17 protein-coding genes are annotated in these 15,657 nt (G+C 68.2%); 5 read left to right on the forward strand and 12 right to left on the reverse strand.

Annotation, left to right across the window (positions count from 1 at the left end; all coding sequences use genetic code 11):
* Positions 1-3 precede the first annotated feature (3 nt).
* Together AC1VNX_RS11830 and AC1VNX_RS11835 are read right to left on the reverse strand one after the other, a co-directional pair.
* Positions 4-996, reverse strand: a complete 993-nt coding sequence (locus tag AC1VNX_RS11830; RefSeq protein WP_483156869.1) for a Bug family tripartite tricarboxylate transporter substrate binding protein — start codon at positions 994-996, stop codon at positions 4-6.
* Between the two features lie 8 nt (positions 997-1,004).
* Complete coding sequence (locus AC1VNX_RS11835) at positions 1,005-2,120, reverse strand: adenosine deaminase family protein (RefSeq protein WP_483156870.1); 1,116 nt, start codon at positions 2,118-2,120, stop codon at positions 1,005-1,007.
* Positions 2,121-2,205: 85 nt separating this feature from the next.
* On the opposite strand from AC1VNX_RS11835, the gene AC1VNX_RS11840 reads away from it, so the two are divergent.
* Positions 2,206-3,165: a LysR family transcriptional regulator gene (locus AC1VNX_RS11840; RefSeq protein WP_483156871.1), complete on the forward strand. Its 960-nt coding sequence runs from the start codon at positions 2,206-2,208 to the stop codon at positions 3,163-3,165.
* 9 nt (positions 3,166-3,174) lie between these two features.
* On the opposite strand, the gene AC1VNX_RS11845 is transcribed toward AC1VNX_RS11840, so the two are convergent.
* From AC1VNX_RS11845 to AC1VNX_RS11855, 3 genes are all read right to left on the reverse strand, one after another.
* On the reverse strand, positions 3,175-3,801 hold the full coding sequence (locus AC1VNX_RS11845) for an N-acetyltransferase (RefSeq protein ID WP_483156872.1): 627 nt from the start codon (positions 3,799-3,801) through the stop codon (positions 3,175-3,177).
* On the reverse strand, positions 3,798-4,676 hold the full coding sequence (locus AC1VNX_RS11850) for a universal stress protein (RefSeq protein ID WP_483156873.1): 879 nt from the start codon (positions 4,674-4,676) through the stop codon (positions 3,798-3,800). Before AC1VNX_RS11850 ends, AC1VNX_RS11845 begins: the two co-directional genes overlap by 4 nt.
* A gap of 357 nt (positions 4,677-5,033) precedes the next feature.
* Positions 5,034-6,254 carry a polyhydroxyalkanoate depolymerase gene (locus AC1VNX_RS11855; protein ID WP_483156874.1) on the reverse strand — a complete coding sequence of 407 codons (1,221 nt, stop codon included), beginning with the start codon at positions 6,252-6,254 and terminating at the stop codon, positions 5,034-5,036.
* 81 nt (positions 6,255-6,335) lie between these two features.
* Here AC1VNX_RS11855 and AC1VNX_RS11860 point away from each other — a divergent pair, with 81 nt between their 5' ends.
* The gene (locus AC1VNX_RS11860; protein ID WP_093051545.1) at positions 6,336-6,992 is read left to right on the forward strand and encodes a glutathione S-transferase; all 657 of its coding nucleotides are present in this window, start codon (positions 6,336-6,338) and stop codon (positions 6,990-6,992) included.
* A gap of 10 nt (positions 6,993-7,002) precedes the next feature.
* Here the strand turns inward: AC1VNX_RS11860 and AC1VNX_RS11865 are convergent, their stop codons facing one another.
* Positions 7,003-7,830, reverse strand: coding sequence for a helix-turn-helix domain-containing protein (locus AC1VNX_RS11865; RefSeq protein WP_483156875.1), 828 nt, complete (start codon positions 7,828-7,830; stop codon positions 7,003-7,005).
* A gap of 110 nt (positions 7,831-7,940) precedes the next feature.
* Between AC1VNX_RS11865 and AC1VNX_RS11870 the strand changes: the two genes are divergently transcribed.
* Positions 7,941-8,927: a tripartite tricarboxylate transporter substrate binding protein gene (locus tag AC1VNX_RS11870; RefSeq protein ID WP_301511106.1), complete on the forward strand. Its 987-nt coding sequence runs from the start codon at positions 7,941-7,943 to the stop codon at positions 8,925-8,927.
* A 25-nt stretch (positions 8,928-8,952) separates the two neighbouring features.
* Complete coding sequence (locus tag AC1VNX_RS11875; protein ID WP_483156876.1) at positions 8,953-10,269, forward strand: Rieske 2Fe-2S domain-containing protein; 1,317 nt, start codon at positions 8,953-8,955, stop codon at positions 10,267-10,269.
* Here AC1VNX_RS11875 and AC1VNX_RS11880 read toward each other — a convergent pair.
* From AC1VNX_RS11880 to AC1VNX_RS11905, 6 genes are read right to left on the reverse strand one after another with little or no spacing between them, the layout of a single operon-like run.
* Positions 10,266-10,613: a DOPA 4,5-dioxygenase family protein gene (locus tag AC1VNX_RS11880; RefSeq protein ID WP_483156877.1), complete on the reverse strand. Its 348-nt coding sequence runs from the start codon at positions 10,611-10,613 to the stop codon at positions 10,266-10,268. The two genes, AC1VNX_RS11875 and AC1VNX_RS11880, sit on opposite strands and share 4 nt — an antisense overlap.
* Positions 10,614-10,620: 7 nt before the next feature.
* Entirely contained in the window at positions 10,621-11,250 is a 630-nt protein-coding gene (locus AC1VNX_RS11885; protein ID WP_483156878.1) for a DUF4166 domain-containing protein, read from the reverse strand.
* A complete protein-coding gene (locus tag AC1VNX_RS11890; protein ID WP_483156879.1) occupies positions 11,247-12,308 on the reverse strand; it encodes an SRPBCC family protein in 1,062 nt (353 codons plus the stop codon). The genes AC1VNX_RS11885 and AC1VNX_RS11890 overlap by 4 nt, the downstream gene beginning before the upstream one ends.
* Positions 12,309-12,350: 42 nt before the next feature.
* A complete protein-coding gene (locus tag AC1VNX_RS11895; RefSeq protein WP_483156880.1) occupies positions 12,351-13,292 on the reverse strand; it encodes an SAM-dependent methyltransferase in 942 nt (313 codons plus the stop codon).
* Between the two features lie 32 nt (positions 13,293-13,324).
* Positions 13,325-13,747: a thiol-disulfide oxidoreductase DCC family protein gene (locus AC1VNX_RS11900; RefSeq protein WP_483156881.1), complete on the reverse strand. Its 423-nt coding sequence runs from the start codon at positions 13,745-13,747 to the stop codon at positions 13,325-13,327.
* A 60-nt stretch (positions 13,748-13,807) separates the two neighbouring features.
* The gene (locus AC1VNX_RS11905) at positions 13,808-14,407 is read right to left on the reverse strand and encodes a GbsR/MarR family transcriptional regulator (RefSeq protein ID WP_483156882.1); all 600 of its coding nucleotides are present in this window, start codon (positions 14,405-14,407) and stop codon (positions 13,808-13,810) included.
* A 124-nt stretch (positions 14,408-14,531) separates the two neighbouring features.
* Here AC1VNX_RS11905 and AC1VNX_RS11910 point away from each other — a divergent pair, with 124 nt between their 5' ends.
* Positions 14,532-15,626: a PA0069 family radical SAM protein gene (locus AC1VNX_RS11910; RefSeq protein WP_483156883.1), complete on the forward strand. Its 1,095-nt coding sequence runs from the start codon at positions 14,532-14,534 to the stop codon at positions 15,624-15,626.
* Positions 15,627-15,657: the final 31 nt, after the last annotated feature.

The raw sequence follows: 15,657 nt of genomic DNA on the forward strand, positions 1-15,657 counted from the left end.
CGCTCACTCCTTGATGTTGGCGGTCTGCACGATCTTCTGGTTGCGCGCGTACTCGGCCTGCACGAACTTCGCGAACGACTCCGGCGTGCCGCTACCCGGCAGCGCGCCTTGTTCCACCAGCTTGGCGCGCACCGCTTCTTCCTGCAGTACCGCGTTGAGCTCCTGGTTGATGTGCGCGACCACGGCCGGCGGCGTCTTGGCGGGCGCGAAGATGCCGGTCCAGCTCACCATGTCGAAGCCCTTGAGGCCGGGCATCTCGTCGAAGGTGGGCACGTTGGGCAGCGCGGCGAGCCGCCTGGTGCCGGTGATGCCCAGCGCCTTCAGCCGCTTGCCGTTCACGTGCGGAATCGCGCTGGTGCTCACCAGCATCGCCAGGTCGACCTGGTCGCCGATCACGTCGGTGGCGATCTGCGCGCCGCCGCGGTAGGGCACGTGCGTGACGAAGATGCCGCTGCGTTCCTTCAGCAGCTCCATGGCCAGCTGCAGCACCGTGCCCACGCCCGAGGTCGCGTAGTTGTACTTGCCGGGCTTGGCCTTGGCGAGCTTCACGAAGTCGGAGAAAGTCTGGGCCTCCAGGCCGGGCCGTGCCACCAGCACCATCGGCGCGGTGTTGAGCAGGCCCACCGGCGCCAGGTCCTTCAGCGGATCGAAGCGGAAGGCCGAGGGGTTCACCAGCTTGCCGATGGCGATGGCGCTGTCGGGGCCTGCCACCAGCGTGTAGCCGTCGGGTGCGGCGTTCACCGCCTTGGCCACGCCGATGGCGCCGCCCGCGCCAGCCACGTTCTCGACCACCACCGACTGCTTGAGCCGCTCGCCGAGGCGCTGGGCCACGAGACGCGCGTTCACGTCCACGCTGCCGCCGGCGGTGAAAGGCACGATCAGCGTGATGGGCTTGGCCGAGGGCCAGGCCTGCTGCGCGAAGGCCATGGTGGGCAGGGCGGCGCAGAGCGCGGCCGAAAGGGCTGCACAAAGCAGCAGGCGGCGGGGCGTGTTCATGGCGTGGGTCATCCTTGGTGATCGGGGGAGGGGGCGGGTTCGCTTGCGAGCCGGGCGCGCAGGGCGTCGAACTCGGCGCTCCACTGCGTGCGCCATTCGCGGCGCTGCGCGTCGTCGATCCATGCGCCATCGAGGCCGTTGAGCATGAAGCCGCGCAGGTGGTCCAGGCCGAAGCCGAAGTCGCGCACCATCATCAGCCAGGCCTGCGTGGGCGTGACCTTGTGCAGCGTCGGGTCGTCGGTGTTGGGGTGGATGCGCAGGCCCAGGGCGGGCATGCGGCGGATCGGATGATCCAGCGCCCAGCGCTCGGGCGGCAGCGTGCGCAGGTAATACGAGTTGGTGGGCACCACGGTGAAGATCACGCCGCGCTCGGCGCACTTGCGCGCGTAGTCAGGCTGATCGACCACCGTGTAGCCGTGGTCGATGCGGTCGACCTGCAGGTCGTCGAGCGCGGTGCGCACGTTGGTCCAGGGCATGCCGAACTCGCCCGCGTGGGCGGTGGTCTTCAGGCCGGCCTTCTTCGCCTCGGCATAAGCCTGCGCGAACAATTCCGGCGGACGGTCGTTCTCGCGGTAGTCGATGCCGATGCCGATCACTTCCTCGCAGCGGTTGGCCTTCACCCACTCGACCATCTCCACGGCCGCTTCGGGGCTGGCCTCGCGGTCGATGGCGGCGATGAGCAGGCCGGAGATGCCGAACTCCTGCTTCGCGTCGTGGATGGCGCGCACGATGGCGCCCTGCGCGAGCGGGTAGGCAATGCCCGACTCATGCACCGTGCCGGTCGGGTTCCAGAAGAACTCCGCATGACGCACGTTGTGCGCGGCCGCGTCCTGCAGGTATTCGAACGTGAGCTGATAGAGATCGCCGGCGCTGCGCACCAGCTGGGCGTCGAGCGCGCGCAGCACCCGCAGCACGCCGACGGGCTTCTCGCCGCGCGTGTAGAAGCCCTCGATCTCGTCGTCCGCCAGCGGCGAGCCGGCGCGGCGGTTGAGCTGCTTGAAGGTCTCGTGGCGCACGGTGCCGAACAGGTGGCAGTGCAGCTCGGCCTTGGGCATGGCGTGCAGCATCTGCTCCAGCGTGAGGGGCGCTGCGGAGGCAACGGGCGCGGACGTGGGGCTGGTCATGGCGGCAGTCTAGTAATGGCGCCCTCATAAGGAAAATTTTGAATTTCTATAATTTGATTCACTGAATCAATAACCGGGATTCGCCATGGCCGCCTTGCCCCTGCGCGCGCTCACGCTGCGCCAGCTCCAGTTCTTCTCGGTGCTGGTGGAAGAAGGCCAGTTCGGCCGGGCGGCGCGGCGGCTGGCCATCACGCAGCCGGCCTTGAGCAATGCGATCAAGCAGATGGAAAAGCTGCTGGGCGCAGAGCTGCTCACCCGCTCGACCCATCGCTTGGAACTCACGCCCGTGGGCGCCGAAGTGCTGGCGCGCACCGACTTCCTGGTCAACACCTTCGAGGTGGCGCTGCGGGACATCGAAAGCACGGTGCAGCGCGGCCGGGCTTACGTGCGCGTCGGCGTCATTCCCTCGGCCAGTGCGCGCGTGGCGGCTGCGGCCAGCGAGTTCCTGCAGACGGAAGGCCGGCGCGAGGTGGAGCTCTCGTGGCGCGATGCCCCGTCGAACACGCTGCTGGCCGAGCTGCGCAGCGGCCAGATCGACATGGCGGTGGCCGCCATCACCGAGCCGCCGGGCGGCCTCACCTGCATCGACCTCTTCCGTGACCCGCTGGTGCTGGTGGTGCGGCGCGACCACCCGCTGGCGGCGGCCGGCGACGCCAGCTGGGAGGCCATCGGCAAGGAGCGGCTGGTGCTCTTCGAAAGCGGCAGCATGCCCGCGCTGGGCAATCCGGCGCGCGCGCAGTTCGCGCAGGGGCCGCAGCCGTACCGCGTGAGCTACTCCGAGACGCTCTATGCGCTGGTGCGCGGCGGGCAGGCGCTGGGGCTGATGCCGCGCCTGTACACCTCGTCGCTGCGCGACCCCGAACTGGCCGTGGTGCCGCTGCTGAAGCCGCGCGTCGAGCGCCGCGTGGTGCTGGCCTACCTGCCGGGTCCGATGCGCAACGTGGTGGCGCAGGAGCTCATCGCCTTCCTGCGCGAGCGGCTGCCGCAGGCCGGCGAGGCGACGGTGCGGCGCGTGAGCGGCAAGGGCGTGCGGGCGCGGCGCTGAGCCGGTCCCTCATTCCATCTTCGTCTCGATGCGGAAGCGCTCCAGCGTCCAGCCTTCGCCGAGCAGGAACATTCGCGTGTGCAACTCGGCCAGCGCGGCGCCTTCGATCTCGCGGCCGAGATAGCGCAATCGCTTTTGGCGCAGGTCGGCGAAGGCCGCCTCGTAGCGGCGCGACAGGCTCTGCCAGAGCGCGTGCGCGCCCGGCGACTGCCGAGCGCCGCTCATGAGGCAGATGCCCCGGTCCAGCGCCCAGCGGTAAACGGCGGAGGCCAGCCCGCGCCGCTGCCAGGCCGGGTGGTATTGCGAATGCGGCGCTCGGATGTGGCGCTCCGCCCTGCGGCTCAGCTCGATCAGCCGGTTGAAGACGGTGTAGCCGACGAGCATGTTTCGGCTCAGGTCCTCGATGTAAACATACAGCTCGCCGTCGGCTTCGCGAAAGCGTGCGCGCAGCCCGGGGTCGCCCAGCGCGAGGTCCGGCATGTCCTGCAGGCGGTCTCGCAGGGCGCGCATGCGTTCGTGGATGGGCGTGAGCGTGGCCTTGCCCGGATCGACGTCGATGCGCAGTTCGGCCGGCCTGAAGCACCAGCCCGGCAGTGAGGGGAAGAAGAACGGGATGGGCAGCGCCAGCGATGTCATGCCGCCCTCCGCCGGACCACCGCCGTGGAACTCGGTGCTTGCACGCCATGCGGCACCACGAGCACGTCGCCCGTGGACCACCGCAGCACGCGCAGCGCCACGCTGCCGAGCAGGAAATCCGTCAGCGCCGAACGCCCGCGCTTGCCGACCACCAGCAGGTCGGCCCCGGAGTACTGCTGCTGGACGGACGCCTGCCGCGCCGGGTCGCCGCGTCCTATCGACGAGACCACGCGGTTGCGGCGCGCGCTCGACGCATCGGACAGCCACAACATGCGTTCGCGGGCATGGCGGGCGCATGCGTGGCGGTAGGTGTCGATCGCGTGCGCCGACACGTCCGCGTAGCGCAGCTTGCCTTCGTGCATGGGAGTGAAGGCATGGAACAGCTCGATGTCGGCCTGACTGTCGAAGGCGCAGGCCGCATCGACCAGGGGACGCGAAGCCTCCATGAGGTCGACGGCGACGAGGATGTGCGCGTAGCCGCCGGCCTGCGCATGGAGCCGAACCACGAGCACCGGCCGCTGCGCGGCCCGCAGCAGCCGCTCGGCCGGCTGACCCCGGAAGAAGGCCGCGAGCGAGCGGTCGGGCTCGTCGCCGATCACCACGAGATCGCACCAGTGCGCCTCCCGCGCGGCGTCCTCGAGCCGCCCGCGCGTGTCGTCGATCTTCTTGACCAGGATGCCGAAGCGCCCGGCCACTTCGAGGCACACCGCGCCGAGGCCGCCTGCCGCATCGGCTGGGCCCGCGAAGGCCGCGGGTGCGTACATGATCTTCAGCAACGCACCGTGCGCCGCCGCGATGGAGGCCGCTCGCACCACCGTGCGCAGGCCGTGCGCCGACAGGTCGGTGATCGCCAGGATCGATTGGATGTTGTTCATCGTCAGAGCTCTTTCCGCATGGCAAAGCCAGCCGCCAGCCGTGGCGAAGCGGCTGGCGACAGGCGAGGGGTTCAGCTGGGGAAGGCGCGGCGCGCCCGCATGGGCGCGCTACCGCGCGGGGCTTTGGCCCGGCGGTCGATGAAAAGGTGCTGAAGAAGGGGGAGGAAGAGGCTGACCGCCGGGCTCAGAGATCTGCGAGGGTCTGGTGCGACCCCGCAGCTGTCCGCGCAGTAAAGACTGCGCGCGGCGTGCTGCGGATGAATGGCTGGCGTTGCATGGCGGCCGAGTGTAGGAAGCCCCGCGCGCGAGGGCAAACAAAGGCCTCACGACCCTTGCCAGATTGTTTTCTTGTTTCTCTCAGCCGTTCAGTTCGGCCGCCGCATGAATCGTCTCGCGCACGCGCGGATAGATCTGCGCGTTCCACTTGCTGCCGCTGAACACGCCGTAGTGCCCGACGCCGGCCTGCAGGTGGTGTGTCTTGAGGTAGGGCCGGATGCCCGTGCAGAGGTCTTGCGCCGCCACGGTCTGGCCCACGGCGCAGATGTCGTCGCGCTCGCCTTCCACGGTGAGCAGCGCCGTGCGGCGGATGGCTGCCGGGTTCACGGTGCGCTCGCCCACGGTGAGCCTGCCCAGCGGCAGGTCGTAGGTCTGGAACACGCGCTCCACCGTCTCCAGGTAGAACTCGGCCGGCAGGTCGTTCACCGCCAGGTACTCGTCGTAGAAGGTGCCGATGGTGCGGGCCTTCTCGATGTCGCCTTCGACCAGGTGGCTGTACATGTCCTCGAACTGCTTCTTGTGCCGCTCGGGGTTCATGCTCATGAAGGCCGACAGCTGCAGGAAGCCCGGGTACACGCGCCGCATCATGCCGGCGTGCGGCCACGGCACGTGGCTGATGAGGTTGCGCCGGAACCAGTCGATCGGCCGGTCGGTCGCGAGCTTGTTCACCGCCGTGGGGTTGATGCGGCAATCGACCGGGCCGGCCATGAGCGTCAGGCTGCGTGGCGTGGCGGGGTTGTCGTCCTCGGCCATCAGCGCGGTCGCCGCCAGTGCGGCCACGCAGGGCTGGCATACCGCCACCATGTGCACGCCCGGGCCCACGGCCTCCAGGAAGCGGATGAGCTGCAGCGTGTAGTCGTCCAGCCCGAAGCCGCCGTGCCACAGCGGCACGTCGCGCGCGTTGTGCCAGTCGGTCAGGTAGACGTCGTGGTCGCGCAGCAGGGTGCGCACCGTTTCGCGCAGCAGCGTGGCGAAATGGCCCGACAGTGGTGCGGCCAGCAGCACCGGCGGATGCACCGCATCGGTGTTCTTGCGGAAGTGCAGCAGGGTGCCGAAGGGCGAGACGAGGGTTTTCTCCTCGTGCACGGCCACTTCGGCGCCGTCGAACACCACGCTGTGTATGCCGTAGTCGGGCCGCGTGTGGGTCAGCCGCATGCGCGAGAACACCTCGAACTGGGCGGCCATGCGCCGCAATATGGTGCGCTCCGTGCCGTCTTTCCACAGGGCCTTGCTCATGTACTGCGCCGCGAGCCGCGCCGGAGAGAGCAGGTCGGCTTGGTTCTGGTAGGCCCGGTACAGCATGAATACCTCGCAGGCAAGTTGCGGGCCAACCGCATGGCATGGCGCTTGCACGCAACAGCACAACGCCCAAGGAGCTTCACGATGGCCAAACCCGTTCTCACCATCAGCAGCAAGAACTACGGCGCGTGGGCGCTGCGCGGCTGGCTGATGTGCAGGCTGGCCGGGCTGGACTTCAGCGAGAAGGTCATTCCGCCCGACGATCCGGCCATGAAGGCCGAGATGCTGCTGCTGTCTTCGTCGATGCTGGTGCCCTCGCTGCAGCACGGCAGCGTGAAGGTGTGGGACACGCTGGCCATCGGCGAATACCTCAACGAGATCAAGCCCAAGGCCGGCCTGCTGCCAGACGACGTGGCGGCCCGCGCCCATTGCCGTGCCATCTGCGGCGAGATGCACTCGGGCTTCGGCTCGATGCGCGGTGCGCTGCCGATGAACATCAAGGCCCACTTCAAGAACTTCAAGGTGTGGTCTCGCGCGCAGGCCGACATCGACCGCATCGTCGCCATCTGGCGCGAATGCCTCAAGGCGTACGGCGGCCCCTTCCTGTTCGGCAAGCAGCCGGGCATGGCCGACGCGATGTACGCGCCGGTGGTCACGCGCTTCCTGAGCTACGACGTGGCGCTAGACAGCGTGTGCGCGGCTTACTGCAAGCGCGTGATGGAGCTGCCGGCCATGAAGGAATGGGTGACGGCCGCGAAGCAAGAGCCGGAAGAGATCGACGAGCTCGACGCGGAGTTCTGAGCAGCGCGCTTCATGAACTCGCCGGGGGCGGCTCGAAGCCGGCCTGCGCCAGCTTGCGCTCGATGTTCTGCGCGGCCTGCTGCAGGTCGGCCAGGTGGGCCGAGACGATCTCGCGCTCGCTCTTCACCGCCGGCAGCCAGGCGCAGCTGAGGCAGCCCACTACCCGGTCTTCGTGCCGTACCGGTACTGACACCGCGCCGAAGCGGTCGGGCGAATCCAGGCTGGTCGAGGTCGGGTCGCGCGCGACGTAGCCCAGGTCGCGCGCATGCGCCACCATGCGTCGGATGTTCTCGGGGCGCCGCGCGCTGCGGTCGAAGTCGTTCGGCGAGCGCGCCAGCGCGGCGAGGATCTCGCGCCGCTCGTCCTCGGGGCAGAACGACAGGTAGCAGCGGCCCAGCGACGACAGCAGCATCGGCGGCCGGAAGCCCAGCGCGCGGTAGTTGACCGCCAGGCCGTTGCGCGGCCGGTCGGTGTCGAGAATGAGCATCGCCGTGCCGTCGCGCACGCCCAGGTCGATGGGCCATGGCACCAGCCGCTGCAGCGTGGCGCGTGCAGGCGCAGCAAGCGCCGAAAGCCGCGTGCGCCATGCTGCCACGGGCCCCGACTGGCCGGTCGCCGACGCGGGCACGTAGCGTTTGTCGTGCTCGCTGCGCTCGACCCAGCCCGCCTGCTGCAGCGTCTTGAGGATGCGCAGCAGCGTGGCCTTCGACACGCCGGTCTGCCGGTGCAGCTCCTGCAGCGTGACGGCCGATGAGCGCTGGATGGCCAGCATCACGTCGAGCCCGCGGCGCAGCGCGTCGATCGACTTCACGCTCTGCGTGCCCATGGTGTCGGACATGCCGGCCTCCAGAAAAAGTTTCACTCCGTGAAACTATATCTTCTGGCCGCGCAGCCTCGTTCCTACAGTGCGTTCGACCCCAACGTCGTCCCACCGAGAAGGAAAAGAGCATGTTGTTTCACCATCGAAACGCGGCCCGTGCCGCTGCTGCAGCCGTTCTTTCGCTATGTGCCGCCACCGCGGCCATGGCGCAGGCATGGCCCTCGAAGCCCATCACCATCGTCGTGGCCTACCCGGCGGGCGGCGACACCGACGCCATCGCGCGCACCTACGCCGAGAAGCTCTCGCAGCGGACCGGGCAGCCGGTGCTGGTCGACAACCGGCCCGGTGCGAGCGGCATGATTGGCAACGTGTGGGTCGCGAAGGCGCCCGCCGACGGCTACACGCTGCTCTTCACGCCCAGCACCTTTCCCATCGCGCAGCACGTGCTGAAGGCCGGCCCCGGCGTAGCGCACGATGTGGTGAAGGACTTCACTCCCATCGTGAAGACCGGCAACATCCCGCTGCTGCTGGTGACCTCGCCGGCGAGCGGCATCCAGAGCGTCGCGCAGCTCGTGGCCGGGGCGAAGGCCGGCAAGACCGTCACCTACGGCACGCCGGGCGCGGGCTCGCCGATGCACATCGCGGGCGAACTGCTCAACAAGGACGCCGGCATCTCGGCCACCCACGCGCCGTATCGCGGCGTGGCGCCGGTGGTGAACGACACGCTGGGCGGCCACGTCAGCGTGGGCTGGATCACGCCCGGCGCGGTGGCGGGCCACATCGCCACAGGCAAGCTGCTTCCGCTCGCCGTCGCGGAACGCCAGCGCACGAAGCTGATGCCCGAGGTGCCCACCTTCATCGAGCTGGGCTTCAAGGACGTGGACGTGAGCGCATGGATGGGCCTGCTCGGCCCGAAGGCGATGCCTGCTGACGTGGTGCAGGCGCTCAACAAACACTTCAACGAGATCCTGAAGATGCCCGACGTGCAGGCCAGGATGGCCGCGCTCGGCATCGAACCCGTGGGCGGTGCGCCGGCCGTGCTGGCGAAGCAGATTTCCGACGACGACCAGCGCTTCGGCAAGCTGGTGCGCGAGTTCGGCATCCGCGCCGATTGAACACAAGCGACAAGGACACCGAGCAATGTTGAGCGAAGAGAAGAACCGCCTGCTGACCGAAGTGGGCCCCGGCAAGCCGATGGGCGACTACCTGCGCCGCTACTGGCACCCGATTGCCGGCGCGAGCGAGTTCGACGACAAGGCGGTGAAGCCGCTGCGCATCCTCGGCGAGGACCTGGTGCTCTACAAGGACCTGAGCGGCAACTACGGCCTGGTCGACCGCCGCTGCCCGCATCGCAACGCCGACATGTCGTACGGCTACGTCGAGCAATGCGGCCTGCGCTGCAGCTACCACGGCTGGCAATACGACCAGAGCGGCCAGTGCGTGCACCAGCCCTTCGAGGAAACGCTGGACCCCGGCGCGCGCATGCGCAGGAACACGAAGATCAAGGCCTACCCCGTGCAGGAGAAGGCCGGGCTGCTCTGGGCCTACATGGGCCCGCAGCCGGCGCCGCTCTTGCCCGACTGGGAGCTCTTCAACTGCGCGAACGGCTTCGCGCAGGCGGTGTTCGCACAGATTCCTTGCAACTGGTTCCAGTGCCAGGAGAACTCCATCGACCCGGTGCACTTCGAGTGGACACACAACAACTGGACCACGCGCCTGCAGGGCGATGAAGGGCCGTATGTGCCAACGCACCTGAAGCTGGCTTTCGAGGAGTTCGAGCACGGTTTCGTCTACAGGCGCCTGCGCGGCGGCGAGCGCGAGGACAACGTGATGTGGACCACCGGCCGCGTCACGCTGTGGCCCAACGGCTTCTTCCTGGGCCACCACTTCGAATGGCGCGTGCCCATCGACGACCACAACACGCTGAGCGTGCTGTGGGTGCTGAGCCGCGTGCCGAACGAGCAGGAGCCTTACGTGCAGGAGCGCATTCCTTCCTGGTACGGGCCCATCAAGGACCCGGCGACGGGCCGATGGATCACCAGCCACGTCGCCAACCAGGACTTCGTGGTGTGGGTGGGGCAGGGCGCCATCACTGACCGCACGCGCGAGAAGCTGGGCCAGAGCGACAAGGGCATCGTGATGATGCGCCGCCGCTTCTTCGAGGAGCTGGAGGCGATGCAGGCCGACCCGGCGCACGAGCCCAAGGGGCTGATCCGCGATCCGGAAAGGAACCGTGACGTGTTCCTGCCCTCGGCGTGCCGCGACGAGATGATCCATGGCCTGCCGCGCAAGGAGCTGGCGGCGCATCCGCTGCTTGGGCCATACCTGAAGGATTTCTTCGGGCAGGCCGGGCAGCCCGACGAGGTGCGCGCGGCCTACGAGAAGGCCATCGGGCAGAAGGTGGAGGGCGCCGCCTTCTTCAAGGTGCACGGCGCCGGCGCTGAAGAGACGGCCTAACGGCGGAACATCCGCAGGTCGAGTTCGCTTTCCTCGCCCAGCCACATGGCGTGCGTCGTGTGGTCGGCGAGATCGTCGCCCGTCACGCCATGGATGAAAACGTCGAGCCCGTCGCGGTTGGCTTCGAGCCATCCGATGACCTGGTCGAACTCGGCGGCGTCGAAGGCGAGCTGGCAGCTCCAGTGCGGATGCGGGCCCACCAGCCGCTCGTGCACGCGGCCGACCACGACCATCAACTCGTGGCCTGCGCGTTCGCAGAGGGCCTTGGCCTGCGCGAGCGTGTCGGGGCCGAAATAGACGTGGGCGTGGTACTGGGCGTAGAGGTTTTCTGGACGGCGAGGCATGGTGCGCTCATTGTGATCCTGTTCGCGGGCCGAGGTGGAAGCGCCCGCTGTAGCGGAACACGTCGCCGAACCAGCGGTGGCGCAGCAGCATCTTCATGGTGAAGCGGTCGGCGTGGGCCGGATCGGGCCGTTCCTCCACATAGGCGGTGCCCATGAACAGGCCGAGCGGCAGCGGGATGCGCAGCCCCGCGATGCGCCAGACGTAGCCCAGGTCGCGGAACACCACCGCGCCTTCTTCCGCGCTCACCGCGAGGCGCATGCCGATGCCGAAGCGCACGTACTCGGTCACCTCGCTGCCATGGGCTGCGTCGTGCTCCATGTGCGAGCGGAAGTGGAAGGGCGGCCTGCCGGGGAAGCGGAAGACACGGTCCCAGTAGAGCGTGGCGTTGTCAGGGCGGCAGCGGTAGTGCACCTCGACGGGCACCTCCTTTCCCTGGTGCGGCACCAGCGCGCCGAACAGCCGCCCGAACGGCATCAGCAGCGCGGCCCAGGGCGCGTGCCAGATCTCGTCCATGGTGCCGCGCACGCAGACATGGTCGTCGGAGAAGGGCCTCATCGTGTAGTGGCGGCGGATGACGTCGCCGAGCCGGTCCCACGCGGGGCCAAGCGCTTGCTGGAAGACGGGTTGCATCGTCATCGAACTGCCGCAGTTGCCGTGGCTTCGGCGCGTGCCTTGTAGAAACGCAGGATGTTCTCCGAGGCGTCGTTCAGCAGCAGGTGCATGACACGGTCGGCATACCAGTTGAAGCTGGTGCTCAGCCGCCACGACACAGCCACGCGCAGCTCGGTGCCGCCGTCGCGCGGCGTGAGCGTGTAGGTGGCGTCGCGCAGGTCGAAGTACTGGCCGCCGATCATCACGTGGTCGTCGAGCGCGCCGGCCGGGAAGGAGTCGGGCGAGAAGCGGAAGCGCCACTTCAGCAGCCGGTTGGGCTCCCACTCGGTGATGACTTCCTCGAAGTGCACGTTCTTCTGCCACTGCACCTGGCGCACGCGGCCCTCGGGTGTATCGACCGTCACGCCCGACACCGGCATCGGCACACCGATGCGGTAGGCCCATGCGTCGCCGACCTCGGCGGGGCGGATGTCGCTCGCGGCGTTGAGCTCGTGCCACACGCGCTCTGCCGGCGCGGCGATGAAGAGCGCGCGCGAGGTGCTGGAGAAACGGTCGGGGTTGGGCAGCTGGGGCTCGATGGCGCCGAGCACCAGCGGCAGCATCGCGAAGCTGTAGACCGCCTGCTTCGGCCAGTTGGTAATGCGGCACACGATGCCCATCGCCAGCCCGCCCACGCTGCCCATGGTGGCGAACAGCGGCACGATGACGATCGCGCAGATCAGGCCTTCGATGAACACCACGAGCGTTCCGCCGACGAAGAGCGAGGTTGCCACCCACGGCGCCCAGATGTAGTACCACCAGTTGCGGCGCTCGATGCGCTCGGCCATGTACACCGTGACCGCGCCGCACACCGCGGGCACGAAGTAGACGAAGGAAGCCAGCATGGCCGAGTAAGGCTTGCCGGGGGCGCTGCTGAAGAACAGGCGCAGCACCAGCGCGACCGCGGCGCCGATGGCCATCGGCCAGAACCAGCCGAAGGGCATGCCGCGAACGGGCCTGGGCTGTGCTTCTTCGCTCATCGCGGGCTGCGGTTCGACGGGGGCCAGCCCGGCGAACCGGCTTTCTTCGGGATCGTTTTGCATGAAAAGCCTCTTCTCCTCTGTCTGTTTGTATTCGTGCTGCGCTCAGTCGGCGCGGCGCGTGGCGGTGACCATGCAGTAGTCGAAGTCGCGCCAGAACATGCCCAGCGCCAATGCGCAGTAGCTGGCCACGATGTGCTTGCGTCGCCACGGGCTGAGCCTGCCGCGTGCCTTCCAGAGTTCGGCCAGCGTGAAGCGGGTGGCCAGCACCGGGATGTGCAGCGCGCTGGGCGCGACGCGCCAGCGCAGCGACTTCACTTCGACGTCCTCGAAGCCGTGCGCGTGCAGCGCGGCGACGAAGTCTTCGCGCACGGCCAGCGTCGGTACGGCCCAGCTGTCGGCCCACAGGCGGTGCAGCCAGCTTGCGAGCCGGCCGGGGCTGCGCCGCAGCAGGAAGCCGTCGACCACTGCGAAGCGCGCACCGGGCTTCAGCAGCCGCGCGGCTTCGCGGATGAAGTCGGCCTTGTCGGTGCCGCCGGCATAGCAGGCGCTTTCTAAAGCCCACGCACCGTCGGCTTGGGCGGCGGGCAGGCCGGTGCGGGTGTAGTCGGCTTCGATGTGCGCCATGCGGTCCGCCACGCCCGCTGCGGCGTCGAGCTTCGCGGCGATGCGGTTCTGCACGGCGACGTTGGTCACGGTGATCGCGTAGAGCGATGCATGGTCGCCAACCAGCGTGCGCGCGGTGGCGCCGGCGCCGCAGCCCATGTCGATCACGCAGCGGCCGGGCGCGTCGTCGAGGCGCAGCGCACGGCCGACCACGCGGTTCATTTCGACGAGCATGCCTTCGCGGCGCAGCGGGTTCAGGCCCGCGCGCCAGAAGCCGAAGTGCATGTTGTAGCTGGGGCTCCATGCGCTGTAGTCGGTCGCGACCTCGGTGAAGTAGTCCTGCGTGTCCTCCGCCGTGATGGGGGCGCCGGTGTTCTCGGACTGGGTGCGCGCAAGCGTTTCGCGTGGCATGCGGAAGTCGGGCTGGAAGACGGTGGGCATGGTGGTTCCCTCGGGTGGTTGTTGCTTTTTCTTCAGATGCGGCAGTTGCCGTCGCCGCAGGACGGCGCAACGTGCCCCGCCAGCCTTGCGGCCAGCCAGCGCGGAATGCGGTAGCGGTTGCGCGCCAGCAGCGCGTAGGCACGGTCGGCCAGCGGCGCGAAGAGCGGAAGGTCGAGCAGCAGGCTGCCGCTGGACAGGCCCACCGCCGTGCGGCAGATGCGGATCGCCGGCACGCCGACATGCACCTTGCCTTCGGCGTCGCAGACGTGGATTGCCGCCATCAGCGCCTCGCGCGGTGCCGGGCCGCCGGTGAAGGCGGAGGGCGAGCAGTCGACCAGCAGAAGCCGGCCCGCCGCGTCGCGCGCCTTGAGGGCGCCCATTTCGGCGGAGCAGATCGCGCAGCTCGCATCGAAATAGATCGTGAGCGGGTAGGCAGGTGTCGCGATATGGCTCATGGTGTTCTTTGTTCTCGATATTTCTGTTGAAACAGAAATTATTGGGCAAAAAAAGAGGCCTCAGATCATGGGAAGGCTGGCGTGGTGCGCGTCGGGGTCTTCGCCCTTGTCGCCGCCGTTCTTGCCGCCTTGCGGCGAGTCGCCGCGCACGAACTTCTGCACGCTGGCACCCAGCGTCATCACCTTGTCGAGCGTGCCTGGCGACAGCCGCAGCATCTCGTCGGCCCAGGTGGCGAGCTTTTCCATGAGCTCCATCGTGGAGCGGATGCGGTCCTGCGCGTCGGCGGGTTCCTTCTGGAATCCGGGGCTGGACACCAGCTCGCGCAGCACGCGCACGGTGGGGTCGAACTCTCGTTCCTTGCGCTCGCGCACCACGGTGCGAAACAGCTCCCACACGTCGACGCTGGTCTCGAAGTAGTCGCGCCGGTCGCCCAGCGTGTGGGTGATGCGGACCAGGTTCCAGGCCTGGAGCTCCTTCAGGCTGTTGCTGATGTTGGAGCGGGCCACGCCGAGCGTGTCGCACAGCTCTTCGGCATTCATGGGCTTGCCATAGGCGAAGAGCAGGGCGTGGATCTGGGAGACGGTGCGGTTCACGCCCCACAGCGAGCCCATTTCGCCCCAGTGCAGGACGAACTTGCGTTGGATGTCGGTGAGTTCCATGGCGCCGAGTTTAGGATTCTCGAAATTTCTGTCAAGAAAGAAATTAAAAAATAGGCAACGACGGTGAATCGGTGGAATACTGTATGAATAAACAGTAAATCGAGTTGCCAAGGAGTCGCCGACCATGCCAGCCGCCCGCATTCCCATCCACGCCATCAAGGGCCGCGGCGCGGCCACGCACATCGCGCACCGTTTCTCGAAAGACGAGCGCGACGCCTTCGACGACGGCTGGGGCACGCTGGAGGAGGGGGCGGCCGAGGCCGAGACGCTGCAGCCCATCGCCACCGAGGTGCGCTTCGAAGACGTGAAGTCGGCGCTCAACGAGAACGACTCGCCCGACATCTACTTCGACCGCTCGCTCAACCCCTACCGGGGCTGCGAGCACGGATGCATCTACTGCTTCGCGCGGCCCACGCACAGCTATCTCAACCTGTCGCCCGGCCTCGACTTCGAGACCAAGCTGATCGCCAAGCGCAACATCGCCGAGGTGCTGCGCACCGAGCTCGGGCGCCGGAGCTACCGGCCCAGCTACATCGCCATCGGCACCGCCACCGACTGCTACCAGCCCATCGAGCGCGAACTGCGGCTCACGCGCTCGGTCATCGAGCTGCTGGGCGAGGCGCGGCATCCTTTCGCGCTCGTCACCAAGTCGAGTGCCATCGAGCGAGACCTCGACCTGATCGCGCCCATGGCCGCCGACCGCCTCGCGGCCGTGTACGTCACCGTGACCACGCTCGACGGCGACCTCGCCCGCAAGCTGGAGCCGCGCGCCGCAGCACCGCACCGCCGGCTGCGCACGATCCGCACGCTCACCGAAGCCGGCGTGCCGGTGGGTGTGAGTGTGGCGCCGCAGATTCCCTTCGTGACCGAAGACATGGAGCAGGTGCTCGAAGCCGCATGGGAGGCCGGCGCGCGCAGCGCCTTCTACACGGTGGTGCGGCTGCCGTGGGAGGTGGCCCCGCTCTTCAAGGAATGGCTGGCGCTGCACTACCCGCAACGGGCCGACCGCATCATGGCGCGCATCCACGAGATGCGCGGCGGCAAGGACTACGACGCCGACTTCGCCACGCGCATGAAGGGCTCGGGCCTGTGGGCCGACCTGATCCACCAGCGCTTCCAGAAGGCGACGAACCGTCTCGGCTACAACCGCGAGCGCATTCCGCTCGATGTCTCCGCGTTCCGGCCTCCGGGCGCGGCGGGGCAGGGGAGCCTGTTCTAGAGGTGCACAATCCGGGCTTGTCGATCACCCC

The sequence above is a fragment of the Variovorax sp. TLI9-5A genome, from assembly GCF_056867935.1.